Annotated in this window: 21 protein-coding genes; 8 read left to right on the top strand and 13 right to left on the bottom strand. The window is 60.1% G+C overall.

Going from position 1 to position 26,199, the window contains the following annotated elements; genetic code table 11:
• Positions 1 to 10 precede the first annotated feature (10 nt).
• From KYE_RS03965 to KYE_RS03920, 10 genes are all read right to left on the bottom strand, one after another.
• Positions 11 to 1,996 carry a hypothetical protein gene (locus KYE_RS03965; protein WP_008170623.1) on the bottom strand — a complete coding sequence of 662 codons (1,986 nt, stop codon included), beginning with the start codon at positions 1,994 to 1,996 and terminating at the stop codon, positions 11 to 13.
• 21 nt (positions 1,997 to 2,017) lie between these two features.
• Entirely contained in the window at positions 2,018 to 2,704 is a 687-nt protein-coding gene (locus KYE_RS03960) for a DUF2959 domain-containing protein (RefSeq protein WP_008170621.1), read from the bottom strand.
• Positions 2,705 to 2,856: 152 nt separating this feature from the next.
• On the bottom strand, positions 2,857 to 4,545 hold the full coding sequence (locus KYE_RS03955) for an AMP-binding protein (protein ID WP_008170619.1): 1,689 nt from the start codon (positions 4,543 to 4,545) through the stop codon (positions 2,857 to 2,859).
• A 52-nt stretch (positions 4,546 to 4,597) separates the two neighbouring features.
• Positions 4,598 to 5,173, bottom strand: coding sequence for a peroxidase-related enzyme (locus tag KYE_RS03950; protein ID WP_008170617.1), 576 nt, complete (start codon positions 5,171 to 5,173; stop codon positions 4,598 to 4,600).
• A gap of 144 nt (positions 5,174 to 5,317) precedes the next feature.
• Positions 5,318 to 6,226, bottom strand: a complete 909-nt coding sequence (locus tag KYE_RS03945; protein ID WP_008170614.1) for a hydroxymethylglutaryl-CoA lyase — start codon at positions 6,224 to 6,226, stop codon at positions 5,318 to 5,320.
• The gene (locus tag KYE_RS03940; RefSeq protein WP_008170612.1) at positions 6,226 to 8,235 is read right to left on the bottom strand and encodes an acetyl/propionyl/methylcrotonyl-CoA carboxylase subunit alpha; all 2,010 of its coding nucleotides are present in this window, start codon (positions 8,233 to 8,235) and stop codon (positions 6,226 to 6,228) included. Before KYE_RS03940 ends, KYE_RS03945 begins: the two co-directional genes overlap by 1 nt.
• Positions 8,236 to 8,237: 2 nt before the next feature.
• Positions 8,238 to 9,044, bottom strand: coding sequence for an enoyl-CoA hydratase-related protein (locus KYE_RS03935; protein WP_008170610.1), 807 nt, complete (start codon positions 9,042 to 9,044; stop codon positions 8,238 to 8,240).
• A 14-nt stretch (positions 9,045 to 9,058) separates the two neighbouring features.
• Positions 9,059 to 10,666: a carboxyl transferase domain-containing protein gene (locus KYE_RS03930; RefSeq protein ID WP_008170608.1), complete on the bottom strand. Its 1,608-nt coding sequence runs from the start codon at positions 10,664 to 10,666 to the stop codon at positions 9,059 to 9,061.
• A gap of 207 nt (positions 10,667 to 10,873) precedes the next feature.
• A complete protein-coding gene (locus KYE_RS03925) occupies positions 10,874 to 12,043 on the bottom strand; it encodes an isovaleryl-CoA dehydrogenase (protein WP_008170605.1) in 1,170 nt (389 codons plus the stop codon).
• Between the two features lie 25 nt (positions 12,044 to 12,068).
• Positions 12,069 to 12,512 carry a MerR family transcriptional regulator gene (locus KYE_RS03920; protein ID WP_008170603.1) on the bottom strand — a complete coding sequence of 148 codons (444 nt, stop codon included), beginning with the start codon at positions 12,510 to 12,512 and terminating at the stop codon, positions 12,069 to 12,071.
• 104 nt (positions 12,513 to 12,616) lie between these two features.
• Between KYE_RS03920 and KYE_RS03915 the strand changes: the two genes are divergently transcribed.
• The 4 genes from KYE_RS03915 to KYE_RS03900 all read left to right on the top strand — a co-directional run bounded on the left by KYE_RS03915 (position 12,617) and on the right by KYE_RS03900 (position 17,663).
• Entirely contained in the window at positions 12,617 to 13,378 is a 762-nt protein-coding gene (locus KYE_RS03915; RefSeq protein ID WP_008170601.1) for an SDR family NAD(P)-dependent oxidoreductase, read from the top strand.
• 24 nt (positions 13,379 to 13,402) lie between these two features.
• Positions 13,403 to 14,554, top strand: a complete 1,152-nt coding sequence (locus KYE_RS03910; protein ID WP_008170599.1) for an acyl-CoA dehydrogenase family protein — start codon at positions 13,403 to 13,405, stop codon at positions 14,552 to 14,554.
• Positions 14,555 to 14,712: 158 nt separating this feature from the next.
• A complete protein-coding gene (locus KYE_RS03905) occupies positions 14,713 to 15,894 on the top strand; it encodes a thiolase family protein (RefSeq protein WP_008170597.1) in 1,182 nt (393 codons plus the stop codon).
• Between the two features lie 431 nt (positions 15,895 to 16,325).
• Positions 16,326 to 17,663 (top strand): sodium-dependent transporter, encoded by a 1,338-nt coding sequence (locus tag KYE_RS03900; protein ID WP_008170595.1) that lies wholly within the window; start codon positions 16,326 to 16,328, stop codon positions 17,661 to 17,663.
• On the opposite strand, the gene KYE_RS03895 is transcribed toward KYE_RS03900, so the two are convergent.
• Positions 17,650 to 19,563 carry a sigma 54-interacting transcriptional regulator gene (locus tag KYE_RS03895; protein ID WP_008170593.1) on the bottom strand — a complete coding sequence of 638 codons (1,914 nt, stop codon included), beginning with the start codon at positions 19,561 to 19,563 and terminating at the stop codon, positions 17,650 to 17,652. The two genes, KYE_RS03900 and KYE_RS03895, sit on opposite strands and share 14 nt — an antisense overlap.
• Positions 19,564 to 19,876: 313 nt before the next feature.
• Here KYE_RS03895 and KYE_RS03890 point away from each other — a divergent pair, with 313 nt between their 5' ends.
• Genes KYE_RS03890 through cynS form a run of 4 tightly spaced genes read left to right on the top strand, consistent with a single transcriptional unit; the run spans position 19,877 to position 23,569 of the window.
• Positions 19,877 to 21,298, top strand: coding sequence for an ABC transporter substrate-binding protein (locus KYE_RS03890; protein WP_008170591.1), 1,422 nt, complete (start codon positions 19,877 to 19,879; stop codon positions 21,296 to 21,298).
• Between the two features lie 2 nt (positions 21,299 to 21,300).
• Positions 21,301 to 22,128, top strand: a complete 828-nt coding sequence (gene ntrB / locus KYE_RS03885) for a nitrate ABC transporter permease (RefSeq protein WP_008170590.1) — start codon at positions 21,301 to 21,303, stop codon at positions 22,126 to 22,128.
• Positions 22,129 to 22,183: 55 nt separating this feature from the next.
• Positions 22,184 to 23,098, top strand: coding sequence for an ABC transporter ATP-binding protein (locus KYE_RS03880; RefSeq protein ID WP_008170588.1), 915 nt, complete (start codon positions 22,184 to 22,186; stop codon positions 23,096 to 23,098).
• Between the two features lie 27 nt (positions 23,099 to 23,125).
• Positions 23,126 to 23,569 (top strand): cyanase, encoded by a 444-nt coding sequence (cynS, locus tag KYE_RS03875; RefSeq protein WP_008170587.1) that lies wholly within the window; start codon positions 23,126 to 23,128, stop codon positions 23,567 to 23,569.
• Between the two features lie 454 nt (positions 23,570 to 24,023).
• Here cynS and KYE_RS03870 read toward each other — a convergent pair whose 3' ends face one another.
• Together KYE_RS03870 and ilvG are read right to left on the bottom strand one after the other, a co-directional pair.
• The gene (locus tag KYE_RS03870; RefSeq protein ID WP_008170585.1) at positions 24,024 to 24,302 is read right to left on the bottom strand and encodes an ACT domain-containing protein; all 279 of its coding nucleotides are present in this window, start codon (positions 24,300 to 24,302) and stop codon (positions 24,024 to 24,026) included.
• Complete coding sequence (ilvG, locus tag KYE_RS03865; RefSeq protein ID WP_008170584.1) at positions 24,299 to 25,999, bottom strand: acetolactate synthase 2 catalytic subunit; 1,701 nt, start codon at positions 25,997 to 25,999, stop codon at positions 24,299 to 24,301. Before ilvG ends, KYE_RS03870 begins: the two co-directional genes overlap by 4 nt.
• Positions 26,000 to 26,199: the final 200 nt, after the last annotated feature.

The following is a 26,199-nucleotide window of genomic DNA, read 5'->3' as shown; positions in this document are numbered from 1 at the left end:
GCCGAGAGTGTTATTCCTCGGATGTATCTCTCGGCGCCGCCCAGCTTGTGTAGCCCAGGTCCATAACCCGGGCGACTTCCTCATCGGGTATCGCCGATAGATCGCCCAGTTCCAGCGGGTCATAGTGGAAGGCGTACAGTCGAGACGTGAATTCGGCCACGGGCAGGGAAGCTTCACCGCGAAACTCGCCATTGCCGTGGGTTGAGCAGGTAATGCCCTGGCCCCAGTTCTGGCCGCTGTCGTTGTTGGGGTTAAAAAAGTACACCCGCATCTCGTTCTTCGGGCTCAGGGCAACCCGCAGGATATTGATGGCGTGCCGGCCAACAAAGCGGGCGGCGCTGTCTGTTACAGCAATCCCTGCCGGCTGGGCGTGAATGACCGGTATGTTGCCGTTGTAGAAGGGGTGATAGCTCGCGTAGAAATGCCGGATAAATCCCTCGTAGTCCTTTACCTCGCCGGTTTTTACGTCGGCGACCACGCGGAAGCCGTGGCTGACCCACCAGCCGTAGAATTCCGGGTTGATCCAGCGATGGGCGTCGTCGTCCCGGGTCTCACAGCGGCGCCACATCTCACCGTAGAGGCGATCGAGATGAGGGATGAGCACGAGCGATACCGGGTCCACATCCACTGGCGTTCCCTTAACCAGGCCCGGTTCCAGATCGCGGGAAGAAACCTCCTGGCCTTCAAAGCGGCTCAGCACTTCGTTGTCGCGTGCTGCCCAGGCCAGGACTTGCAACAGGTAATCCGCCTCGTTTGACGCCCACATGGAGAGGCCAATGGCAGACTGGCAGGTGGGGTTGTTGCCCTGACCAACGCCCAGCGGCTGGCCCAGCAGGTTGATAACCCCGGCCAGCAGGAATACCCGGGGTGGCCGGGCATCGCCGAACGCCTCTCTGAGAGCCTGATCGGTTTCCGCAGAGGGCTTGAGTTTGATTTGCCGCCACAGTGCCTGGGCCACAGAGGGTGTAAACAGCGATCCGCGCTCCAGCATCATGGTCAGGCCATAGACGGCCTGGCAGGTTTCCGGGTAGATGGCCTCGTCAATCAGGGCATGGACCAGATCGGTGTAACAGTAGAGATCGTCCAGCCCGGTCATGGTCAGCCCCAGTGTGTTGGGGATGAGATCGTCCTGGCCGCTGGCGCGCAGGAACCGGAGCATCACCGCGTGGTAGGGAGAGGCAAGGCCGGTGTCGAACATGCTGCGGGCAAAGTAGGTGGCTTCGGAGGAGAGCGCCACGTCGTCCATGTCTTTCAAACGCTGCTCGTAAACGGCAAGGCCGGGGTCCTCGGCGCTGGCAGGTGTGGGGGCAAAGAGGGCCTTCACCAGCCGCGTGGCATCGGCATTGCGTCCGGTTTTGATGTCGGGGTCGTAAAGGCATTTGGCGATCTGCCCGATCATTTCCCGAATACTGTCGACCTGCACCGGCCCCTGGTCCAGCAATCGCCAGACTTCCGCCACCAGGCTGTCCAATAGGCTTTCATAACCGAGGTGGGAGATCAGGTACCGATAGAGTTCCTGAACGATGGTGCCAAGTTGCTTGGGTCTTTCACGATCGGCTTCGGTGAGCTGGCCAGACAGCAGGTCCAGGTTTAATGCCATCACCTGGGTGAGAAAGTGGCGTGCCTGCTCAGCAGAAATTCCGGGATGGAAGTATTTGCCACGGGTGACGGCCAGCATGCGCAGTTCGCTGATCGCCTCGACAATGGTGGTAACTGCACCCGCCTCCCTCAGAGAGTGTTTGGCGAGCGCCGGTTGCAGCAGGGCTGGCCGGGCCCAGTCGCTGGTGCCGAAAATGCCAGCGGATTCGAGCGACCTTACGCGCCGGTAGATGGCGTCGAAGCCGCCTGGCAGCGTCATTAGCATCCGTGTGCGCTCCAGGAGACTGAGACTGGAGGCTTTGGGGTCCGATTTGCGGGCGCGGGCAAATTCTGCCAGCGCCATGTCGAATTGCATCAATGCCGGCTTGAGCGCAGGATCTGCGTCTTGGCGCTCCATAGCGTTGGCTCCCTTGAGGTATTACCCGCCCTGGCGAAAGCGTTGAATAAAGGCTTCAGACTCCGCGATTGACTGTTCCATATTGCGAATCAGGGAATCTACATCCTGACGGATGCTGACCAGTTCGTTTTCCAGCGAACCGATCGCCTGGGCATTCAGATTATGCTTAAGGTACAGCACCTGATCCTCAAATGCCTGCAGCACCGGTTCCATTCTGTCCTCGGCGTCGTGCATCCGGCTGATCAGCTGGCCGTACTGAACGCGGGTCTCTTTCAGTTGCTGTTCGCTACTGCGGCGCAGTGATGCGCTCTCGTACAGGCTGAGTTCGTCTTCCCATTCATCGAACAGGTCCTCGGCGACTTCTTCTACCTTGTCGATCCGGTCTCTAACCTCTTCGGCACTCGCCAGGCTGTCTTCGTAGGCATCGCTGATTTCGGCATATTGTTCCTTTAGCTCGGTGTCAGGCGTGTCCACCACACTCTGGAAACGCTCAAGCGACGAACGGAAGGTTTCCTGGGCGTCGTTCTGGCTGTCCCGGGCATCTTCAACCCGATCCACCAGGATGTCCCGCTTTTCATACCCGAATTTTTCCATGGTTTTGTAGTACACCGTGGAGCACCCGCCAAGGAGCACCGCGCTGAGCAATAGCACCCAGACACGTTGAAGGCTGATTTTTGTTTTCGAGTAGTCGGTTGCGGGGCTGGGCATAGGGGCGTCTCCGGTTGCATGCTAATCACAGAAGTGAAGCATGGCGGTGGAGCGCTGACAAGCACGTATTCGGCCTTGATTTGCTGGAGCGGAAAACGACAAACCCCGGCAAGTGCCGGGGTTTGTCCGTTCAACCAAAGCAGGGACCGTGGTTATTTCTTCAGTCCCATCTCCTCGATTGAAATCTCCCGCATCTTGAATTTCTGGATCTTCCCGGTGACGGTCATCGGGAATTCGTCCACGAACTTGTAGTTCTTCGGGATCTTGAAGTGAGCGATCTTGCCCTTGCAGAAGGCCTGCAGGTCCTCGGCTGTGACTGGCGCCGCGTCTGGAGCCAGCTTCACCCAGGCAATCAGCTCTTCGCCGTACTTGTCATCGGGAATGCCGGTTACCTGCACTTCTTCGATGGCCGGGTGAGTGTAGAGGAACTCTTCGATTTCTTTCGGGTAGATGTTCTCGCCACCGCGGATGACCATATCCTTGATGCGGCCAACGATCTGGACATAGCCTTCTTCGTCCATGGTGGCCAGATCGCCGGTATGCATCCATCCGGCGCTGTCGATGGCTTCGCGGGTTTTCTCTTCGTTGTTCCAGTACTTCAGCATCACGCTGTAGCCACGGGTGCACAGCTCGCCGATCTCGCCACGCGGAACCACGTTGCCGGTGCCCGGATCAACGATCTTGGTTTCCAGGTGCGGCTGGGTGCGGCCCACGGTGGTGACCTGCTTCTCGAACGGATCCAGGGAGCTGGTCTGCGTGGAAACCGGGCTGGTTTCGGTCATGCCGTAGGCAATCTGAACCTCTTTCATGTTCATCTTGCCGTTGACCTTCTTCATGACCTCTGCCGGGCAGATGGATCCCGCCATGATGCCGGTGCGCAGGCTGGAAAGGTCATAGGTCTCGAATTCCGGCTCGGCCAGTTCGGCAATGAACATGGTGGGCACGCCGTACAGGGCGGTGGCCTTTTCCTGATGCACGGCCTGCAAAACGGACTTGGGCTCGAAGCCTTCGCCGGGATAAATCATGGTAGAGCCGTGGGTGATGCAGCCAAGGTTGCCCATGACCATGCCGAAGCAGTGGTACAGGGGCACCGGGATCACCAGGCGGTCTTTCTCGGTCAGGATCTGGCTCTCGCCCACAAAGTACCCGTTGTTCAGGATGTTGTGGTGGGTGAGGGTAGCGCCTTTCGGGTTGCCGGTGGTGCCGGAGGTGAACTGGATGTTGATGGGGTCGTCAAACTGCAGTTCGCCCTGGCGTTTTACCAGATCGTCCTGGGACACGTCGCTTGAGAAGCCGAGGAATTCCTTCCAGGTCCACATGCCGTCGTGCTTGTCTTCGTGCACGTTGATCACGGCCCGCAATTCCGGAACGTGGTCGGCCTTGAGCTTGCCGGGGGAGCTTCGCTTCAGCTCCGGGGCCAGCTCGTAGATCATCTCGCGGTAATTGGAAGCTTTGAAGCTGTCAGCCGTCACCAGGGTGGTTATACCAGCCAGGTTGAGGGCGTATTGCAGTTCGTGGACACCGTAAGCCGGGTTGATGTTCACCAGGATGGCACCGACTTTGGCGGTGGCGAACTGGGTAACGGTCCACTCGTAGCGGTTGGGGGACCAGATGCCCACGCGGTCGCCGCGTTTGACGCCAATGGCCATGAAGGCGCGGGCGGCTTCGTCGACTTTTTCAACAAACTCTTTGTAGGTCCAGCGAATGTCCTGGTGCAGGCACACCAGGGCTTCGTTGTCCGGGTATTTCTCGGCGGTGCGGTCGAGCATTTCACCGATGGTCATGCCCAGCAGGGGCACTTCCGCGGTTCCGCTGGTATAACTTGGTAGAGTCTTGCTCATATCTCTGCCTCCATTGTTTTTGTATTCGAGGGCGAGCAGGGTGGTTTACCTGCTAGCGACTCTGACTGTGATATTCGGGGTTCGGTTGCATATCGCTGGCAATCGCCACCCGGTTGGACATGTTGTAAAAGCCGATCAGGTTACTGAGATCCCAGATGCCGCGGTCGCTCAGACCGGCATCCCGCAGGGCCTGGATGTCGTCTTCGGTGACGGTGGCCGGCGAGCGGGTAAGGTGGGATGCAAAATCCAGCATCGCCCGCTGGCGCTTGTCGAGTTTGGCGCTGCGGTAGTTCATCACCATGTGCTCACCCAACTGGGGATCGCCGCTCAGGACCCGCACGGCGGCGCCGTGAGCAACCAGGCAGTAGAAGCATTTGTTCTCGGAGGAAACCACCACGGCGACCATTTCCCGCTCCAGTTTGGAGAGTTCGCTCTCACCGAGCATAAGCTCGTTATACAGGCGGGTGAAACCGTCCAGCTGTTTAAGGTTCTGGCTGTAGGCGGTGAGTACGTTCGGGATCATGCCCAGTTTTTCCTGGCAGATCTGGAAGTACTTCTGGGTGTCTTCCGGCATGTCTTTGATCTCCGGGATGGGGAGATCGAGGGCCACTACGTTTTTGTTGCTCATTCTTGGGCTCCTAGCCTTCCTGTTTGGTGCTTTGGCGGGCGGGAACAGCTTCCCAGGACACGCTGTGAATACGTCCGTGTACGCTTGACTGCAGCATCCATGCTGCAGACAGTCCTGGGAAGCTGTTCCCACCCGCCAATTTGATCATTGGCAGTTGCCGCCTAGTGCCTGGCCGACTTTTGAGCCGTTGTGGCGATTCAGTTGGCTGCATATCCAGTCGCCTGTGGCGACAAGCTTTTCCAGATCGACGCCGGTTTTGATGCCAAGGCCGTTAAGCAGGTATAGCACGTCTTCGGTGGCGACGTTGCCCGAGGCGCCTTTGGCGTAGGGACAGCCGCCGAGGCCGGCGACGGAGGCATCGATGACGCTGACGCCTTCTTCCAGCACCGCGTACAGGTTGGCCAGTGCCTGGCCATAGGTGTCGTGGAAGTGGGCCGCCAGCTTTTCCATGGGCACGTGGGCAGCGACGGCTTCGAGCATTCGCTTGGCTTTGATCGGGGTGCCCACGCCGATGGTGTCGCCCAGAGAGATTTCGTGGCAACCCATTTCGTACAGGGCTTTGGCCACGGTGGCCACCTGTTCCGGGGCGATGTCGCCTTCGTAGGGGCAGCCCATGACGGTGGAAACGTAACCACGCACTGGGATGCCGTGTTTGCGGGCTTCTTCCACCACCGGGGCGAAGCGTTCGAGGCTTTCGGCGATGGTGCAGTTGATGTTCTTTTTGGTGAAGGATTCGGACGCGGCGCCGAACACCGCCACTTCGTCGGCCTTCGCCGCCAGTGCCCCCTCAAACCCTTTCAGGTTCGGGGTGAGGGCGGAGTAGCGAACGCCAGCCTTGCGATTGATGCCGGCCATCACCTCGGCGGCGTCGCCCATTTGTGGCACCCATTTCGGGGACACGAAGCTGGCGGCCTCGATGTGGCTCAGGCCGCTGTCTGCCAGGCGGTCGATCAGCCCGGTTTTGATGGCGGTGGCGATCACCGGGCCGGGCTCGTTCTGGAGTCCGTCCCGGGGGCTCATCTCAACCAGGCGGACCTGTTTGGGAAAGGCCATTAGCCTGCCTCCTCTTGTTTCGCTTCTGGGTCGTTCACCTCAATGGCAATCAGTTCGGCACCTTCGGAAACCTGGTCGCCTTCGGCGAAGAAGATCTCGGTGACCACGCCGTCGGCCGGGGCCTTGATGGCGTGCTCCATCTTCATGGCTTCCATGATCACCAGGCTCTGGCCGGCGGTGACCTTGTCGCCGACTTTGGCCTGCACGGCGACGATGGCACCGTTCATGGGCGCGGCCAGGCTGCCTTCGCCGGCCATTTCCTCGAAGCCGTAGCTTTCCTTGTACACGGTGCAGTTGAAGGTGTCGCCTTCGTAGAACAGCACCAGCTGGTCGTTGTGCAGGTTGCCGTGGATGCTGATGCGGTGGCCGTTGATGACCGCCTGCAGATAATCGTCGTCCAGGCGGGCGGTGAGGTTATAGACGCTGTCGCCCACATACACCTGATAACGGTCATCACGCTCCAGTACCTTCAGGTCGTGAATCTCGTCACCGACCTGCAGTTGCAGCGGCTGGGCGTATTCTGAGTTCATGCGCCAGCTGTTCTGGCGGCCGAACGGCGACCAGGGGTCGGTGCTGACCACTTCACGGGATTTGCGCTGTTCCAGAACAAAGCCGGCGGCCAGTACCAGGGCTTTATGGGTATCCAGCTTCGATTTCGGGAACAGCAGTTCCCGGTGATCGTCGATAAAGCCGGTGGTCAGTTCCGCTTCTCGGAACGGTTGGGCGTCCGCCAGGGCGTGCAGGAACCGGATGTTGGTCTTCACGCCCGCGATGCGGTAGTGCTCCAGGGCCTGAACCATGCGGTTGATGGCCTGGTCGCGGGTTTCGTCCCACACGATCAGCTTGGCGATCATGGGGTCGTAGTGGATGCTGATGTCGTCGCCTTCGGTCACGCCGGTGTCGACGCGCACATGGGCGCTTTCATCCGGGGTGCTCAGGTAGCGCAGGTTACCGGTGGCCGGCAGGAAGTCCTGGTCCGGGTCTTCGGCGTAGATCCGCGCTTCCAGGGCGTGGCCCCGGGTTTTCACCTGGGACTGTTCCAGCGGCAGGGCATCACCCCAGGCCACTTTCAGCTGCCATTCCACCAGATCCTGGCCGGTGACCATTTCGGTAACCGGATGCTCGACCTGAAGGCGGGTGTTCATCTCCATGAAGAAGAAGGAGCCGTCGACGTCGTACAGGAATTCAACGGTGCCGGCACCCACGTAGTTAATGGCCTGGGCGGCGCGCACGGCCGCCTCACCCATGGCCTTGCGGGTTTCTTCGCTCAGGCCCGGGGCCGGGGCTTCTTCGAGGACTTTCTGATGGCGGCGCTGCACGGAACAGTCACGCTCGGCCAGGTACACGCCCTTGCCTTCCTGGTCGCAGAAGACCTGGATCTCCACGTGCCGGGGCTGGGTCAGGTAACGTTCGATCAGCATGTCCGGGTTGCCGAACGCGTTCTGGGCTTCGCGCTTGGCAGCAGCCAGAGCATCGTCAAACTCGCCCATGTTGTTCACGACGCGCATGCCTTTGCCACCGCCGCCGGCGACAGCCTTGAGCAGCAAGGGGAAGCCGCATTTCTCGGCTTCGGCCCGCAGGGTTTCAACCGACTGGTCGTCGCCGTGGTAACCGGGCACCAGCGGCACGCCAGCCTTTTCCATGATGGCCTTGGCCGCTGACTTGGAGCCCATGGCAGCGATGGCCGAGGAGGGCGGGCCGATGAAGACAATGTTGTTGGCTTCACAGGATTCGGCAAACCCGGTGTTTTCCGAGAGGAAACCGTAGCCCGGGTGGATGGCCTGGGCGCCACTCTTTTTGGCAATCTCGATGATCTTTTCGGCCCGCAGGTAGCTCTCGGAGCTCGGTGCAGGGCCGATGTGGAAGGCTTCGTCAGCCATGGCCACGTGCCGTGCATTGGCGTCGGCCTCGGAATAGACGGCGACAACGCGAATGCCCATGCGGTGGGCGGTTTGTATGATCCGGCAGGCGATTTCGCCCCGGTTGGCGATCAGTATCTTGCTGAACATTGTTATTCTTCCTCCGGAACCCAGTTGGCCTTGCGCTTGTTCAGGAAGGCGCTGAGCCCTTCCTGCCCTTCTTCACCCACCCGGATATCCGCGATGCGGTGTGCGGTGTCGTCAATCACGTCGTCGTTGATGGGTTTGTGGCTGACGGCGAATACCAGGTCCTTGGCGGCTTTCATGGCCTCGGGCCCGTTCATGGCCAGTTGCTGGAGCATCTCGTTGCAGCGGGCTTCCATGGCGTCGACATCGTCACAGACGATGTGCACAAGGCCGTATTCCTGAGCCTGCTTTGCGGTGAACACTTCGGCGGAGATGAAATACCGCCGGGCCTGGCGCTCGCCGATGGCGCGCACCACGTAGGGACTGATCACCGCCGGAATCAGGCCGAGCTTCACTTCGCTGAGGCAGAAGCTGGATTTTTCGGTGGCAATGACGATGTCGCAGCAGGCGGCAAGGCCCACCGCGCCGCCGAAAGCGGCGCCCTGTACCAGGCCGATCACGGGCTTGGACAGGTGGTTGAGTACGTTCATCAGCCGCGCCAGTTCCCGGGAATCATCCAGGTTTTCCTGGCGGCTGTTCTCGGCCATGCGGCGCATCCAGCCAAGGTCGGCCCCGGCGGAGAAGTGCTTGCCTTCGGAGCGCAGGATAACGACCTTCACGCTGTTGTCGGCATTCACCTCGGTGAGGGTGCTGATCAGCTGCTGGATGATCACGTCGTCAAAGGCGTTGCGTTTGTCAGGGCGGTTTAGAACCACCTCGGCAATGCCTTCGTCGCGACGTTTGAGCAGAACTGCGGATTCGTTGTCTGTCATGTCAGTCTCCCCGATTACATCCGGAACACGCCAAAGCGTGTCGGCTTGGCGGGTCGGTTAAGGGTGGCAGACAGGCTCAGGGCAACCACTTCCCGGGTCTGGGCCGGGTCTATGACGCCGTCGTCCCAGAGGCGGGCGCTGGCGTAGTACGGGTGGCCCTGGTGTTCGTAGGTGTCGATGATCGGCTTCTTGAATTCAGCTTCTTCCTCGGCGCTCCATTCCTGGCCCTTGCGCTCCATGCCTTCACGGCGAACGGTGGCCATAACGCCGGCGGCCTGTTCGCCGCCCATCACCGAGATGCGGGCGTTCGGCCACATCCACAGGAAATCGGGGCTGTAGGCGCGGCCGCACATGCCGTAGTTACCCGCGCCAAAGGAGCCGCCGATCAGTACGGTGATCTTGGGTACGTTGGCACAGGCCACGGCCATAACCATCTTGGCGCCGTGCTTGGCGATACCTTCGGATTCGTATTTCTGGCCAACCATGAACCCGGTGATATTCTGCAGGAACAGCAACGGGATGTTGCGCTGGCAGCACAATTCAACGAAGTGGGCGCCTTTCTGGGCGGCTTCGCTGAACAGGATGCCGTTGTTGGCGATGATGCCCACCGGGTAGCCGTGGATATGGGCAAAGCCGGTGACCAGGGTCTGGCCGTAATAGCGTTTGAATTCGTCAAACTCGGAACCGTCGACGGTGCGGGCGATGACGTCACGCACGTCGAACTGCTTGCGCAGGTCGGTGCCAACGATGCCGTAGATCTCCTCGGCGTCGTACAGCGGTGCCTTGGGTTTGCGGATTTCCACATCCGTTGGCTTGCGACGGTTCAGGTTGGAGACGCTGCGCCGGGCGATTTCCAGGGCGTGTGCGTCGTTCTCGGCGTAGTGGTCGGCAACACCGGAGATTTTACAGTGCACGTCGGCGCCACCGAGGTCTTCGGCGGTCACTACTTCACCGGTGGCGGCTTTCACCAGCGGCGGGCCAGCCAGGAAGATGGTGCCCTGGTTACGGACGATGATGGATTCATCGGCCATGGCGGGCACGTAGGCGCCACCGGCGGTGCACAGGCCCATGACGACGGCGATCTGCGGGATGTCGTCGGCAGACATACGGGCCTGGTTGTAGAAGATGCGGCCGAAGTGGTCGCGATCCGGGAAGACTTCGTCCTGGCGGGGCAGGTTGGCGCCGCCGGAGTCGACCAGGTAGATGCACGGCAGGCGGTTCTGCAGGGCGATTTCCTGGGCGCGCAGGTGTTTTTTGACGGTCAGCGGGTAGTAGCTGCCGCCTTTTACGGTGGCGTCGTTGGCAATGATCATGCATTCGGTGCCGGAGACGCGGCCCACGCCGGCGATGACGCCTGCAGCGGGGACTTCTTCATCGTAAACGTTGTAGGCGGCGAACTGGCCGATTTCCAGGAACGGGGAGCCGTCGTCCAGGAGACGGTTGATGCGCTCTCTGGGGAGCAGCTTGCCACGGGCGATGTGGCGCTCCTGGTAGGAGGGGCCGCCGCCTTGCTGGATGGTGGAAACTTTGTCGCGCAGGTCGGCTACGGCCTGGGCCATGGATTCCTGGTTGGCCTGGAACTCTTCGGACCTGGGATTAATCTTGCTTTGAAGTATTGTCATTTTTTCGGGCCTCGAGGTTCGGGGCGGCGGGACTGGCAGGGAATCTTTCCGGGAACCGCTACGAGCACATCCATGTGCGCTTGACGTCGGCCATCCATGGCCGCCGACATTCCCGGAAAGACACCCTGCCAGTCCCTCGTCGTACTTTGGGTGCAAGCCGTCCCCGGCTTATCCGGCTGAGGACGGCTACTGGCTTGAAGCTGCGCGTTATTTGTTCAGGTACAGCTCACGGCCGATCAGCATCCGACGAATCTCGGACGTTCCGGCACCGATCTCATACAGCTTTGCGTCCCGCAGCAGGCGGCCTGTCGGGTATTCGTTGATATAGCCGTTACCGCCGAGCAGCTGGATGGCGTCCAGGGCGATTTTGGTGGCCATTTCGGCGGAGTAGAGGATCGCGCCGGCGGCGTCTTTACGGGTGGTTTCCGCGCCACGGTCGGCAGACATGGCAACCATGTAGACGTAGGACTTGGCGGTGTTCATCCAGGTGTACATGTCGGCGACTTTGCCCTGGACCAGTTCGAATTCACCGATGGCCTGGCCGAACTGCTTGCGCTCGCGGATGTAGGGTACGACCACGTCCATAGCGGCTTGCATGATGCCCAGCGGGCCGCCAGAGAGAACCAGGCGTTCGTAGTCGAGGCCGCTCATGAGGACTTTGGCGCCGTTGCCAACACCACCCAGGACGTTCTCCTTGGGTACTTTGCAGTCCTGGAAGACCAGTTCACAGGTGTTGGAGCCGCGCATGCCGAGCTTGTCGAGTTTCTGGTGACGGCTGAAGCCCGGGGCGTCGCGCTCTACGATGAAGGCGGTCACGCCCCTGGAGCCGGCGGAGGTGTCGGTCTTGGCGTAGATGACGTAGGTGTTCGCATCCGGGCCGTTGGTGATCCACATTTTGTTGCCGTTGAGGAGGTAGTGGTCACCTTCATCTTTGGCGGTCAGTTTCATGGAGATGACGTCGGAGCCGGCGTTGGGCTCGGACATGGCCAGGGCGCCAATGTGCTCGCCGCTGACGAGCTTCGGCAGGTATTTCTGTTTCTGTTCTTCGGTGCCGTTGCGGTGAATCTGGTTCACACACAGGTTGGAGTGGGCACCGTAGGAGAGGCCAACGGAGGCGGAAGCACGGCTGATTTCTTCCATGGCGATGACGTGCGCCAGGTAGCCCATGTCGGAGCCGCCGTATTCTTCGCTCACGGTGATACCCAGCAGGCCCATGTCGCCCATTTTCCGCCACAGGTCCATGGGGAACTCGTTGTTGCGGTCAATTTCCTCGGCGCGCGGCGCGATTTCGGAAGCAGCAAAGCCGTTGATCTGCTCGCGGAGCATATCGAGGGTTTCGCCGAGGCCGAAGTTGAGCTCTGAGTATTGTGATTTCATCGTTGGCTACCTTTGATTTCTGTCATTAGTGTTCAGCGGTCTGCCTGGCTTCTTCGTTGGCCGGGGCCTGCTGTTTCTTTTTCTTCTGCAGCTCGGCCAGGGCTTCTCGGCACCGGGCTTCGGCTGTATCCATTTCCATTTCTGCCTGGGCAATGTCGTTTTTCTGCTGTTCCAGCTGAGCCCGTTTGTTTTCCAGAATGGTCAGCATCTTCAGCAGCTGTTTTTCATTGCCGCTGAGGGTTTCGTCCCACAGGTCGAACAATTCTTTGGTTTCCGCGAGGGAAAATCCCATCCGCTTGCCGCGGAGAATAAGCTTCAGACGCACTCGATCCTTTGAACTGAAGATCCGTGTCTGCCCGCGCCGCGTGGGCCTGAGCAGCTCCTGATCTTCGTAGAATCGAATGCTCCGGGTTGTCACGTCGAACTCTTTGGCGAGCTCGCTGATGCTGTATGTCTGTTTAATGTCCATTGGGATTTCCTTTTTAGACTTAGGTTAGATAAAGTTTACGTAAACGTAAAGTAGTTTTAGGGTCCGATTTCTAACAAACAGAATCCTGAAAAGGGGAGTGAACGATGGAATTCAAAAATGTGGCAGCCATTGTAACAGGCGGTGCTTCCGGGCTGGGCGAGGGTGCGGCCCGCGCACTGGCCGCCGCCGGCTGCAAGGTCGCGGTTCTTGACCTTCAGCAGGAACAGGGTGAAAAGGTGGCCGCGGATATCGGCGGCATTTTCCTGAAATGCGATGTCAGTTCCCCGGACAGCGCCGAAGCGGCCATCAACGCTGCCCGCGAAGCCCACGGCCCCTGCGGTATCGCTGTGAACTGCGCCGGTATTGCCACAGCCTCGAAGATTCTGGGCCGTGAGGGTGTGATGCCCCTGGAGAACTTCAGCAAGGTTATTCAGGTCAACCTGATTGGTACCTTTAACATCCTGCGCCTCGCGGCAGCGGATATGGCCCAGCGTGAACCCAACGCCGATGGTGAACGCGGTGTGATCATCAATACTGCTTCGGTGGCCGCCTACGAGGGCCAGATTGGCCAGGCGGCCTACAGCGCGTCCAAGGGCGGTGTGGTATCGCTAACCCTGCAGTCGGCCCGTGAGCTGGCTCGCGAGGGCATCCGTGTAAATACGATTGCACCGGGCCTGTTCATGACGCCCATGATGGCGGGTATGCCCGAGGAAGTTCAGGAAAGCCTGGCGGCCACGCTGCCGTTCCCGAAGCGCCTCGGCAAGCCGGAAGAGTTCGGCATGATGGTGGATCAGATGGTGCGTAACCCGATTCTCAATGGCGAAGTGATTCGTCTGGACTGCGCGCTCCGCATGGCGCCCAAGTGAAGCATTCAATTGCAGGAGACATACATGACCGTGTCTGTTGATAAAGAAGAACTGGGGATGTTCCGGGATTCCGTTATCAAGGTCCTGGAAAAAGAAGTGACGCCGCACTACGAAGCCTGGGAGAAGTCCGGGCTGGTGCCTCGCGAGCTCTGGAACACCCTGGGCAACGCCGGAATGCTGTGCGTGGATGTGCCTGAAGAGTGGGGCGGCATCGGTGCGCCTTTCCAGTTCTCCGTGGTGGTAGGTGAAGAGCTGGCCCGCATGGGATTCGGCGCGCTATCCACCAACGTGATGGTCCATTCGGACATTGTCGCTCCCTATCTGAGCCACATGGGCAATGAAGATCAGCGTCAGCAGTGGTTGCCCAAGCTGGTTTCCGGCGAAGCCGTTGGCGCCATCGCCATGACCGAGCCCGGTGCCGGCAGTGACCTGCAGGCGATCCGCACCAGTGCGGTGAAAGATGGCGATGACTACATCCTGAACGGCTCCAAGACCTTCATCACCAACGGTCAGCACGCTGATATGGTCATCGTTGCCGCGAAAACCGATCCGAAGGCCGGCGCCCGGGGCATCAGTCTGTTCCTGGTGGATACCTCACTGCCTGGCTTCAGCAAAGGCCGCAACCTGGACAAGATCGGCCAGCATTCCGGGGATACCTCCGAGCTGTTCTTCTCCGACATGCGCATCCCGGCTTCCGCGCGTCTTGGCGAAGAGGGGCAGGGGTTTGTGTACCTGATGAAGGAACTGCCCCGTGAACGTCTGGTGATTGGCGCCCTTGGCGTGGCTGCCGCCCGTGGCTCCCTGGATCTGACCATTGCCTACGCCCAGGAGCGGGAACTGTTCGGACAGAAACTGGCCCAACTGCAGAACACCCGCTTTGAAATCGCGCGCATGGAAACTGACTACCGGGTGAACAAGGCGTTCGTGGACCAGTGCATCGACCAGTACGACCTGGGCGAACTGGACGCGCCAACCGCCTCCATGGCCAAGTACAGCGCCACTGAGATGCAGTGCCGAGTGGCCGATGGTTGCCTGCAGCTGTTTGGCGGTTACGGCTACACCACCGAGTATCCGATTTCCCGGGCCTTCATCGACGCGCGGGTGCAGCGAATTTATGGCGGCACCTCGGAAGTCATGAAAGAAATTATTGCCCGGTCGGTACTGGGCAAGGCCTGAGGAAGGCAACTCGAATGCTCGGGGTCCGAGCAGGGGCAGCCTTTCCGGGACTGTCTGCAGCATGGATGCTGCAGTCAAGCGTACAGGGACGTATTCACAGCGTGTCCCGGAAAGTCTGCCCCTGATCGGGCCCTCCACCCAATCAGGAGGACAACAAAATGGACAGCAATGATGTGGTAATCGCAGGTTCAGCAAGAACCCCCATGGGTGGCATGATGGGCTCCCTCAGCTCCGTGCGCTCGCCGGATCTGGGCGCTATCTCCATCAAGACCGCCATTGAACGCTCCGGCCTCCAGCCGGCGGATGTCCAGGAAGTCATCATGGGCTGCGTGCTGCCCGCCGGCCTGGGCCAGGCCCCGGCGCGCCAGGCCTCACGCGCTTCCGGCATTCCCGACAGCTCCGGCTGCACCACCATCAACAAGATGTGCGGCTCCGGCATGCAGGCCGTGATCATGGCCCATGACCAGATCAAGGCCGGTACCAACAACATCATGATCGCCGGCGGCATGGAAAACATGAGCCAGGCGCCGTACCTGCTGCCCAAGGCCCGCGGAGGCATGCGCATGGGCCACGGCCAGGTGATGGACAGCATGTTCCTGGACGGTCTGGAAGACGCCTACGAAGGCGGCCTGATGGGCGTCTTCGCACAGCGCACCGCTGACAAATACGACATCAGCCGCCAGGCCATGGATGAATTCGCCATCGGGTCCCTGCAGAAATCCCTGGCCGCTATCGAAAACGGCTGGTTCCGTGACGAGATTGTTCCGGTAAGCGTTGAAAGCCGCGCGGGTGAAACCCTGGTCGAGATCGACGAGCAGCCGGGCAACGCCAAACCCGAGAAGATCCCGAGCTTGCGTCCGGCGTTTGCCAAAGACGGCTCGGTGACGGCCGCCAACTCCAGTTCCATCAGCGACGGCGCCTCTGCGCTGGTTCTGGCCTCCGCCGCCGAAGCCGATGCCCGCGGCCTGGTTCCACAGGCGCGCATCGTTGCCCACGCCACCCACGCCCGCCTGCCGGCCGAGTTCACCCTGGCGCCCATCGGCGCCATCGAGAAGGTGCTCAAGAAAGCTGGCTGGAGCGTGGACGACGTGGATCTCTTCGAGATCAACGAAGCCTTCGCCGTGGTTACCCTTGCAGCCATCAATGAGTTGAAACTGCCGGCTGACAAGGTGAACGTCCACGGCGGCGCCTGTGCCCTGGGGCACCCGATCGGATCATCCGGCTCGCGGATCATTGTTACCCTGATCAATGCCCTGAAGCAGCGTGGGCTGAAGCGTGGTGTGGCTTCGCTGTGTATTGGTGGTGGCGAGGGCACTGCGGTTGCTATCGAGTTGATCTGATTTGGTGGAGTTGTCCTCGTTGTAGCCTGCCTGTTTAGGGGCGGGCTTGCGGGGTGGCCGGTGGAGTTTTTCTTGGAAAAAGAACTCGCTTCGCTCAGACACCTTTTTCCGGCGAAAAATCCACCGGCCAACCCGCGCCGAGATACCCATGAGGTATCGCGAAATACAAATTCCCTTCTTCTCTCTTCCGAGAACCCAATCCCTTAGTCCGAAGGACGGTGGTGGGGGGTACCTTTTCTGGCGGGAAAAAATGTCTGAGCGAAGCGAGTTGTTTTTCCCAGAAGAAAAGGTACCCCCCATCGCCGGCCAGCCCCAAGGCTTGAGTTCTAGACTTCCCAGAAAGCCTGACTTGATATCAGTCATGCGGCCCAACTCATGATTTGCTAGCCTTCAATGCATTGAAATTCCCCGGCATTGGAGAAGGAAACCCCGTGCGAAAGCGCCACGAGTTTATCGAGGAATCCCGTAAACAGTGGAGTTCAGAGCCCGCGTTTGTGGCCTCCATGGCGGCCGCTGCCGTGGGGCTGGGGAACCTGTGGCGGTTTCCTTACATGGTGGGGGAGAACGGTGGTGGCGCTTTTGTGGTGGCCTACCTGCTGGCGCTGATTGTGGTGGTTCTGCCCATCATGATTCTGGAAGTGTCCGCCGGGCGGCTCTCCAAGGGCAGTACCGTTCAGACTTACCGGCAGGTGAACCGCTTTGGCGTGGTCTATGGCTGGTTTGTGGTTCTGATCACCATGGCCATTACCAGCTATTACCTGGTGATTACCGGCTGGACCCTGGGCTATGCAGTGGATGCCGCAACGGACGATCTCCGGGTGTTCGGGGATTTTACCGCCGGGTATAACTCGCTCTGGTACTTCTTCGCCGTGACCGTGCTGGGCGCCATCATCCTGGCCAAGGATGTGACAGCCATTGAGCTGATGTCGAAGATCCTGATGCCGGTATTGATCATTGTGATGATTGGGCTGGTGGTCTTCGCCAGCCGAACGCCCGGTTGGGAGCAGACCAAGGATTTCTTTTTCCAGGTGGACTGGAGCCGGCTGGCGGATGGCAAGCTTTGGGCATTCGCCTTCGGTCAGGCGTTCTACACGTTGGCGATTGGCCAGGGCTATCTGGTGACCTACGGCAGTTTTATCCCCCGGCAAACTCATGTTCCCAGGGCCTGTCTGATTGTCGCAGGCACGGAGACCAGCGTGGCTTTGCTGGCAGGCTGGATGATCTTTCCGTTTGTGTTCAGCCTTGGCATGGAGCCCACGGAAGGCAGCCAACTTGCGTTCGTGACCATGCCCCGGGTGTTCGAGGACATGGTTGGTGGCTACTGGGTGGGCACGCTGTTTTTCAGCCTGTTCTTTATGGCGGCGTTCAGCTCCAGTCTGGCCGGTTTGAAGGTGATGATTGCTGCGGTGGCGGAGGAGTTCCGGCTGAGCAATGGCAAGGCCGTCAGTCTTGTTACCCTGGTCATGCTGGTGCTGGGTACAGCATCGGCGCTGAGTTTCACACCGCTGGAGTGGAACATTGCCGGGGAGCCGGTGCTGGATGTGATCGACCGGGTGGCCGGCGGCAATGTGATTATATTCTCAGGGGTCCTGGGCGCGGCCATGTTCTGCTGGTTTATACCACCAGAGAAGATCCGGACTGTGCTGGGCACGGAAAGCCGTTGGTGGGAATGGCGGATGTACCTGGTTGGCCGCTATCTGCCGCTGGTAATGCTGCTATGGATCGCGGTGACTTACGCTTTGAACCAGATGGGCATTACTCAGGCCTGACCTGAAATTCCCGGGGTTCGATCTCCAGTTTTTTCAGGCGCGAGGTCAGGGTGGTGGGTTTTATGCCCAGCATGGCCGCTGCGCCATCTTCGCCGAAGACCCGGCCACTGCTCATGGTGAGGGCCCGGGTCAGGTTCTGTTTCTCCAGCTCCCGTAACTCCTGTTCCGTCATCAATTCGCCGCTGTAATGTCTCGCGGGGGGCGTTGTTGTGTTTATACGGGCGGTGGAATCCGGCCCGGGCAGGTCCAAGTCCAGCCGGCCGTCGGCGGTGATCACCTGGCGCTCGATCACGTTCTCCAGTTCCCGCACATTGCCCGGCCAATGATAGGCCTTCAGAGTTTCCACATCCCTCTCGCGCAGCGCCAGGGTGGGGCGGTTGAACTTCTGGCAGGCCCGGTTCAGAAACTCCTGGGCCAGGATGGGGATGTCTTCCAGACGACGGCGCAAGGGAACGGACTCGATGGGAAACACGTTCAGACGGAAATACAGATCCTCCCGGAAGGTTTTCTGCTGCACTTCGGCTTTCAGGTCGCGGTTGGTGGCGGCGATAACGCGCACGTCCACGGCCCGGGTGCGGTTTTCCCCCACCCGCTCGAATTGCTGATCCTGAAGCACGCGGAGCAGTTTGCCCTGCAGCTCCAACGGGATTTCGCCCACTTCATCCAGGAACAGGGTGCCGCCGTCGGCCAGCTCGAACCGGCCCACGCGATCGCTGACGGCGCCGGTGAAGGCACCTTTGATGTGGCCGAAGAACTCGCTCTCGAACAGATCCTTGGGGATGGCCGCACAGTTCACCCGAATCAGGGGCCGGTCACGTCGGCTGCTGGACTGGTGGATGGCGCGGGCAATCAGCTCCTTGCCCGTGCCGGATTCGCCGGTGATCAGCACGTTGGCATCGGTGGGCGCCACCATACCGATACGGCGCACGATGGCTTTGATGGCCTCGCTCTGGCCGAAGATTTCGTGGAAGTGGTACTCGGCGCTGAGTTCTTCCTGCAGATAGGCGTTCTCCATTTCCAGTCGGTGTTTGAGGGTCTCTACTTCTTCCAGCGCTTTCTGCAGTTCTTTCTGGGCTTCCTGACGGGCGGAAATATCCCGGAACACAACCACCGCGCCCACCGGATGCCCGTTGTCCAGGATCGGTGTGCTGGTGTATTCCACCGGGAAGCCGCTGCCGTCCTTGCGCCAGAACCAGTCCTCGCCAACCCGCTTCACGCTGGCATCGCGGAAGGCGGCGTATATCGGGCAGTCCTTCAGGGGATACAGGCTGCCATCGGCATGGGAGTGGTGCACCACGCGGTGCAGAACCCGCCCCATGAGTTCGTCAATTCGCCACCCCAGCATGCGCTCGGCTGCGGGGTTTGCGAAGGTGCCTCGCCCCTCGGCATCCACCCCGTAAATGCCTTCCCCGACGGCATGCAGGATCAGCTGGTTTTCCCGCTCCATGTCCTTGAACAGTTCTTCCACCCGACGCCATTCAAGCAGGCCGCCCCGGTGGTAGTGGTTGGCATCGTGGCGCTCCCGAAGGGTTCGCAGCTGGCGTCGGTCCCTCAACAACAGCAGCACATTCTGGGTTTCCGCCTCGCCGACCCTGGATGAGGAGATTTCCAGTTCCACGGTGTGGCCGTCCCGGTACTGGAGGAAGAAATCCCGGCTCCAGCCGTGGCTGCGAAACAGGGTTTCCTCAGTGAATGCAATCAGTTGCGGCCGCTGGTCGGTGAACAGGTGGGTGCATGGCGTTCCGACGAGGGATTGCCGGTCGGAGCCGATCATTCGGCCCATGGCACTGTTGGCGGACAGAATCAGGTCCCTGCCTGCATCTACCAACAGCGCAGCCTCTGGCAGATGGTCAATCCAGTTGCCGGTGATTTCAGGGCGAATGATGGCTTCGGTGTTCATGGCGATTTCCTGAGTCAGTTCCCGAAGGAAGAAACAAACCCTGTGCCAACTACGAAAAATCGCAGTCCGGGCTACGAAAAATCGTGAAATACGAAATGTCGTAGCTCTCCTGTTTTCAGGCTCCTCATTCCTGATGCCTTAAAAACAATGGGTTAAAAAAATAACCGGACTTGGCACAAACCCTGCGATACCTCTCTCAGAACGCGGAGCCGACCCGACCATTTCCAGCCTCGGGCCCGAGCCGCACCTTTGTTGCACCGTGAGAGTGCAGAAATAACCCAAAACTTAGGTCCCAAACCCAGGAGAGTGCGCCATGACCACGAAAAGCCTTGGAAACCCGTTTGACGGTGACAAGTCCCTGATTCATGCCAAGACCTGCGGCTGCCCCGAGTGCAAACCCGGCGACAGCACCCCGTCGATTTCCCTCGATCTCAAGCCCTCTGCCGGCCAGCAGGCAGTTGCTGACGAGCATTTGGATTCAGAAGCGATGATGGATCGCGCCATCGAAGGCGCGGTGGTGCGCTCGGTGTTTGGTCACAACGAACACAGCCGGCGCGCCTTCATGAAAATGATGGGCGCGGGCACCGCGGCGGCCGTTCTGGGCAGCGTGTTCCCGATGGAAAAGGCCAAGGCCGCGGTGAAGGAATCCCTGGGCAAGCTCGAGAAGACCAAGCTGAACGTTGGTTTTGTACCGATCACCTGCGCCACGCCTATCATCATGGCCCACCCGATGGGCTTTTATGAGCGGTACGGCCTCGATGTGACCGTCACCAAGACCGCAGGTTGGGCGGTGGCCCGGGACAAGTCCCTGGCTGGCGAATACGACGCCTCACATATGCTTACTCCCATGCCCCTGGCGATGACCATGGGCGCGGGCTCCACACCGGAGCCGTTCATCATGCCGGCCGTTGAGAACATCAATGGCCAGGCCATCGTGCTGCACGTCGACCACAAGGACAAGCGCGACCCGAAACAGTGGAAAGGCTTCAAGTTTGGCGTGCCGTTCGAGTACTCCATGCACAACTTCCTGCTGCGTTACTACCTGGCCGAGAACGGTATCGACCCGGACAAAGATGTGCAGATCCGTGTGGTCCCGCCACCCGAGATGGTTGCCAACCTCCGCGCCGGTAACCTGGATGGCTACTTGTCACCGGATCCGTTCAACCAGCGTGCTGTTTGGGAGAAGGTGGGCTTCATCCACATGCTGACCAAGGACATCTGGGAAGGCCACCCGTGCTGCGCCTTTGCCTGCAGCAAGCAGTTCGCGACCCAGAACCCGAACACCTACGGCGCCCTGTTGCGCGCCATCATCGACGCGACGCAGTACTCCAACAATCCGGATAACCGTAAGGAAATCTCCGAAGCCATCGCGCCAAAGAACTATCTGAACCAGCCGGTTCCGGTGATTCAGCAGGTGCTGACCGGCTACTACGCCGATGGCCTTGGCGAGGTAAAAGACGTGCCGGACCGCATCGACTTCGACCCGTTCCCGTGGCACTCCATGGGCGTGTGGATCCTCACCCAGATGAAGCGCTGGGGTTATATCGAGGGTGATGTGGACTACAAAGGCATTGCCGAGCAGGTCTACCTGGCGAGCGAGACCGGCAAGATCATGGAAGAACTGGGTTACACCGCTCCGGACAAGACCTACAAGACCCACACCATCATGGGCAAGACGTTCGATTCTGATCGTGCCGAAGAATACGCACGCAGCTTCGACATCGGGAGGGTGTAACCATGGCTTCCCTGAACGTCCGGGCAGCACTGCTGTCGGTGTCGTTCCTGATTCTGGCCCTGGGGCTCTGGGAAATGGCAACCCAGCCCCCGGAGGCCCAGACAGGACTGACCGAATACGAAATGCTGATGGGTGGTGTGGAGCAGGAATCCCGGGTGCCGCCACCCTCGGCGGTGATCAAGCTGGCCTGGGCGGAGTTGTCCGATCCGTTCTATGACGCCGGCGCCAACGACAAGGGCATCGGCATCCAGCTGGCCTATTCGGTGTACCGGGTATTGACCGGCTACCTGGCGGCCATGGCCATTGCGCTGCCCGTCGGGTTCCTGATCGGCATGTCGCCGCTGATGTACAAGGCCCTGAACCCTTACATCCAGGTGCTGCGGCCAATTTCGCCGCTGGCCTGGATGCCCCTGGCCCTGTTCATCATCCAGGACTCCGATGCCTCAGCGATCTTTGTGATCTTCATCTGCTCGATCTGGCCAATGCTTCTGAACACCGCCTTTGGTGTGGCGAACGTGAGGCAGGACTGGGTCAACGTGGCCCGCACCCACGAACTCGGCCCACTGCGCACCGCCATTACGGTGATCCTGCCGGCCGCAGCACCCACCATTCTGACCGGCATGCGGATCTCGATTGGCATTGCCTGGCTGGTCATCGTGGCCGCGGAAATGCTCGTGGGCGGCACCGGCATTGGCTACTACGTGTGGAACGAATGGAACAACCTGGATCTGGCCAGTGTGATCTTCTCCATCCTGATGATCGGGGTGGTGGGCATGCTGCTCGACCTGGCCCTGGGCAAGGCCCAGAAACTGGTGGAATACAAAGAATGAGCGGTCCGGCACCGGTTTCCGGTGCCGGCCTCAACCCTCCGAATGGAGACCTGTTATGAGTAAATCATTCCTGGAAGTAGATGGCCTGTCCAAAGTCTATCCGGACGGCCAGGGCGGTGAGCTGACCGTCTTCGAGGATATCCGCTTTGCCCTGGAGAAAGGTGAGTTTGTTTGCATCATCGGCCACTCCGGTTGCGGCAAATCCACCATCCTGAACGTGTTGGCAGGCCTGGACGAAGCCAGCGCCGGCAACGTGGTGATGAACGGCAAGGAAATCAAAGGCCCAGGCCTTGAGCGCGGGGTTGTGTTCCAGAACTACAGCCTGCTGCCCTGGAAAACCACCCTGAACAACATCGTCTTCGCCGTGCGCGCCCGCTGGCCGGAGTGGTCCAAGGAAAAGGTGAAAGAGCACAGCGAACGCTACCTGAAGATGGTGGGCCTGGACCACGCCCTGAACCGCAAGCCGTCCCAGCTGTCCGGCGGTATGCGTCAGCGGGTGAGTATCGCCCGGGCCTTCGCCACCCAGCCGGAACTCCTGCTGCTGGACGAGCCTTTCGGCGCGCTGGATGCGCTCACCCGGGGTGTGATTCAGGACGAGCTGGTGAAAATCTGGGAAGAAACCCGCCAGACCGTGTTCATGATCACCCACGATGTGGACGAAGCCATTCTACTGTCTGACCGCATCTTCCTGATGTCGAACGGCCCCAACGCCCGCATCGCTGAGAGCGTGAAAGTGGACATTCCGCACCCGCGGGCCCGGGCCACCATCTTCCAGAACCCGGCCTACCACAAAACCCGGGACTACCTGGTGGACTTCCTGGTCAACCGAAGCGGCTCGGCTCTGCCGGAAAAAGACGGCACCCCGAAAATCGTCGAACCCGCCAAAGGCGTTGCCCAGTCCACGCCAGCGTCTGCCGACTCTGAAACCGAATCCGAATCTGAGACTGCCGCCCGTGCGGTGAATGCCTGACGTTAAAACCCAAGAGAGGAAACAGCCATGATGAACAAAGAACTGATGACCGCCAAAATCCTGGAAGCCAAAGTGTCCAAGGGAATGACCTGGGAAGCCATCGCCGAAACCATCGGCCTATCCCCGGTGTTCACCACCTCAGCGGCCCTGGGTATGAACAGCCTCACCGAAGACAAGGCCTTTGCCCTGTGCGAAGTCCTCGACCTGGACAAGCCGATAGCCGAAGCCCTGCAGGTCTGCCCCAAAAAAGCCTGGGACGGCGCCGTTCCGCAGGATCCGCTGATTTACCGTTTGTACGAAGTGGTGGGTGTCTACGGCGACACTATAAAAGAGCTCATCCATGAGAAGTTCGGCGACGGCATCATGAGTGCCATCGATTTCACCATGGACATCGAGAAGGAAGAGAATCCGAAGGGCGACCGTGTGGTCGTGACTATGAACGGGAAGTTCCTGCCTTACAAAGCCTGGTAAATCGGAAGAGCCCGCCTTTGTAGCCTGTTGGTTGAGGGGCGGGCCTGCGGGGTGGCAGGTGGAGTTTTTCTTGGAAAAAGAACTCGCTTCGCTCAGACACCTTTTTCCGGCGAAAAATCCACCTGCCACCCCGCGCCGACGTGCAACACGGGTTCACCGGTTTAAGGATTTTTGTGCTTTTGTAGGTTGGATTAGCCGCAGGCGTAATCCAACGGGTTTTGTCGGATTACGCTTCGCTAATCCTACGAAATATTCCCTTTAGAATTATCGCTGCTGCCCGTCGGTAGGGGGTGGGGGTATTTTTTCTGACAGGGAAAAGATGTCTGAGCGCAGCGAGTTGTTTTCCCCGAAGAAAAGATACCCCCACCCCCGTACCTGCCCGCCAAATCTCAGGCTACAGAAAGACCACGCCCGCCAAACCTCAGGCTAGGAAAGGACGATACCCCCCAAAGTCTCAGGCCGAACGAGACCGGGCCACAGATCCAGCCGCGAGGGCAACCTCGGCAACCGTGTGCAGCTTCTCCAGTTGCGACTGCAACATGGCAATCGGCCTTGTACCCTCCAAAGTCAGTGCGATATCCAGATGCTCGCCAGCGGTTTCAACCGCCATGGTGGCAATCCGGAACCCGCGGATGCGGACCACCTGGCAGAGCCGCTCCAGGGCGGCGGCTTCGTGGGTCATGCGGCAGTTGATGGTGTAGCTGGGCGTTGATGGCTGGCTTTGCGGGTTCATGCAACTTGCTCCTTGCTGGCTTTTGCGGTGCGGGCGGTTTCGTCGATCATGTCTGTGTTGCTTGCGCCGGGTTTGACGATGGGCCATACGTTTTCTTCACGGCTGATGGCAACGTGCAGCAGCATCGGGCCGTTGTAGGCCAGGATGGTTTCGATGCCGCGGCGGATCTGGTCGGTGCGTTCGATGTGCAGGGCCGGAATGTCGAAGGCCCGGGCCATGGCGACGAAGTCGGGGTTGTCGTCCAGGTTTATCTGGCTTTCGCGGTTGTTGTAGAACAGTTCCTGCTGCTGGCGGACCATGCCCAGGCACTGGTTGTCCATGACGATCAGTTTTACCGGCAGGTTGTAGCGGCGGATGGTGGCCAGTTCCTGGGCGTTCATCATGAACGAGCCATCGCCGGTGACGTTGATGACGGTGCTGTTGCGATCCGCAAACTGGGCGCCGATGGCAGCAGGCAGGCCGAAGCCCATGGTGCCGAGGCCGCCACTGGTGAGGTGGTGCCGTGGGTGGTCGAATTCGTAGTGCTGGGCTACCCACATCTGGTGCTGGCCAACGTCGCAGGCGATGACGGTGTCGTCCGGGGCAATCCGGGAGAGCTGGCGGATGAAAGCCGGGCCGGTGATCGGGGCCATCGGATCATCGTTGTCGGCCGCATGGAAGCCACCGGTGGTGTGCCAGGTGCGGCACTGTTTCTGCCAATCACTGATGGCCAGTGGCTCGGCCTGCAATGCGTCCGCCAGTGATTTCAGTATCTCGTTCAGGTCGCCGCGGATGGCCAGATCGGCGCCGCGCAGTTTGTTGATTTCGGCGGCATCAGCATCAATGTGGATCATCCTGGCGTTGGGCGCAAAGCCATCCAGTTTGCCGGTGGCGCGATCATCAAGGCGCGCGCCGATAACCAGCAGCAGGTCGCACTCGTCGACCGCCTTGTTGGCTGCCCGGGAACCGTGCATGCCCAGCATGCCTAGGTTATAAGGATTGTGTTTGCCGGGGTTGCCGATGCCCTTCAGAGTCACAACCGCGGGCAGGGCGGAGGATTCGGCAAAGGCCCGGAAGCTGTCCTCGGCGTGGGCCAGGCTGATGCCACCGCCGGTGTAAAGCAGGGGCTTGCGGGCGGCGCGCAGCATCGCCAGGGCTTCCGTCAGGTCGGTTGAAGCTGTTTCACGGGCTTCAGGCTGGGGGAAGGGCGCATCGGCCGCTTCGGACAGCAACAGGTCCTTGGGGATATCAATCCAGACCGGCCCGGGGCGACCGCTCTGAGCCAGTTCGATCGCCTCTTCCATGATGGTCGGCAGGCTGTTGGCATCATCGATCAGGTAGCTGTGTTTAACGATGCCCAGGGTCATGCCCAGTACGTCGGTTTCCTGGAAGGCGTCGGTGCCGATCAGGCCCGAGGGAACCTGGCCGGTGATCACCAGCATGGGAATGGAATCCCGGTGCGCGTTGGCAACGCCGGTGATCAGGTTGGTGGCGCCGGGGCCCGACGTGGCAATGCAGACGCCCAGCTTGCCACTGGCCCGGGCGTAGCCGTCTGCCGCCAGGGCGCAGCCCTGTTCATGGCGGCACAGCACATGCTCCACGCCCACATCGTCCACCAGCGCGTCGTATAGCGGCATGATGCAGCCGCCCGGATACCCGAAAACCGTGCTGATGTTGTGGCGGTGGAACGCGTCAAGAATGTGCTGTGCGCCGTTCATGGTCGTCTTTCCCTTTTCTTTTGCCGTAAAAAAAGAAACCCCCGGGACCTTTCGGTGCCGGGGGTTTCTGGTGTCTTGTCAGGTTTGTCGCTATCTCACCCGCTTGTCCACGCAGAAGCCCCCGGACGGTACCACGACCACCAGGACAAGCTTCACAAGGACAATCACTGCGTTGAGATTCATAAAATCGACAGTCTGCT

This window comes from Marinobacter manganoxydans MnI7-9, from assembly GCF_000235625.1.
GTDB classification, from domain to species: domain Bacteria; phylum Pseudomonadota; class Gammaproteobacteria; order Pseudomonadales; family Oleiphilaceae; genus Marinobacter; species Marinobacter manganoxydans.
Note: the sequence above shows the minus strand (reverse complement) of the source record. Positions and strands in the feature narration are given on the sequence as shown.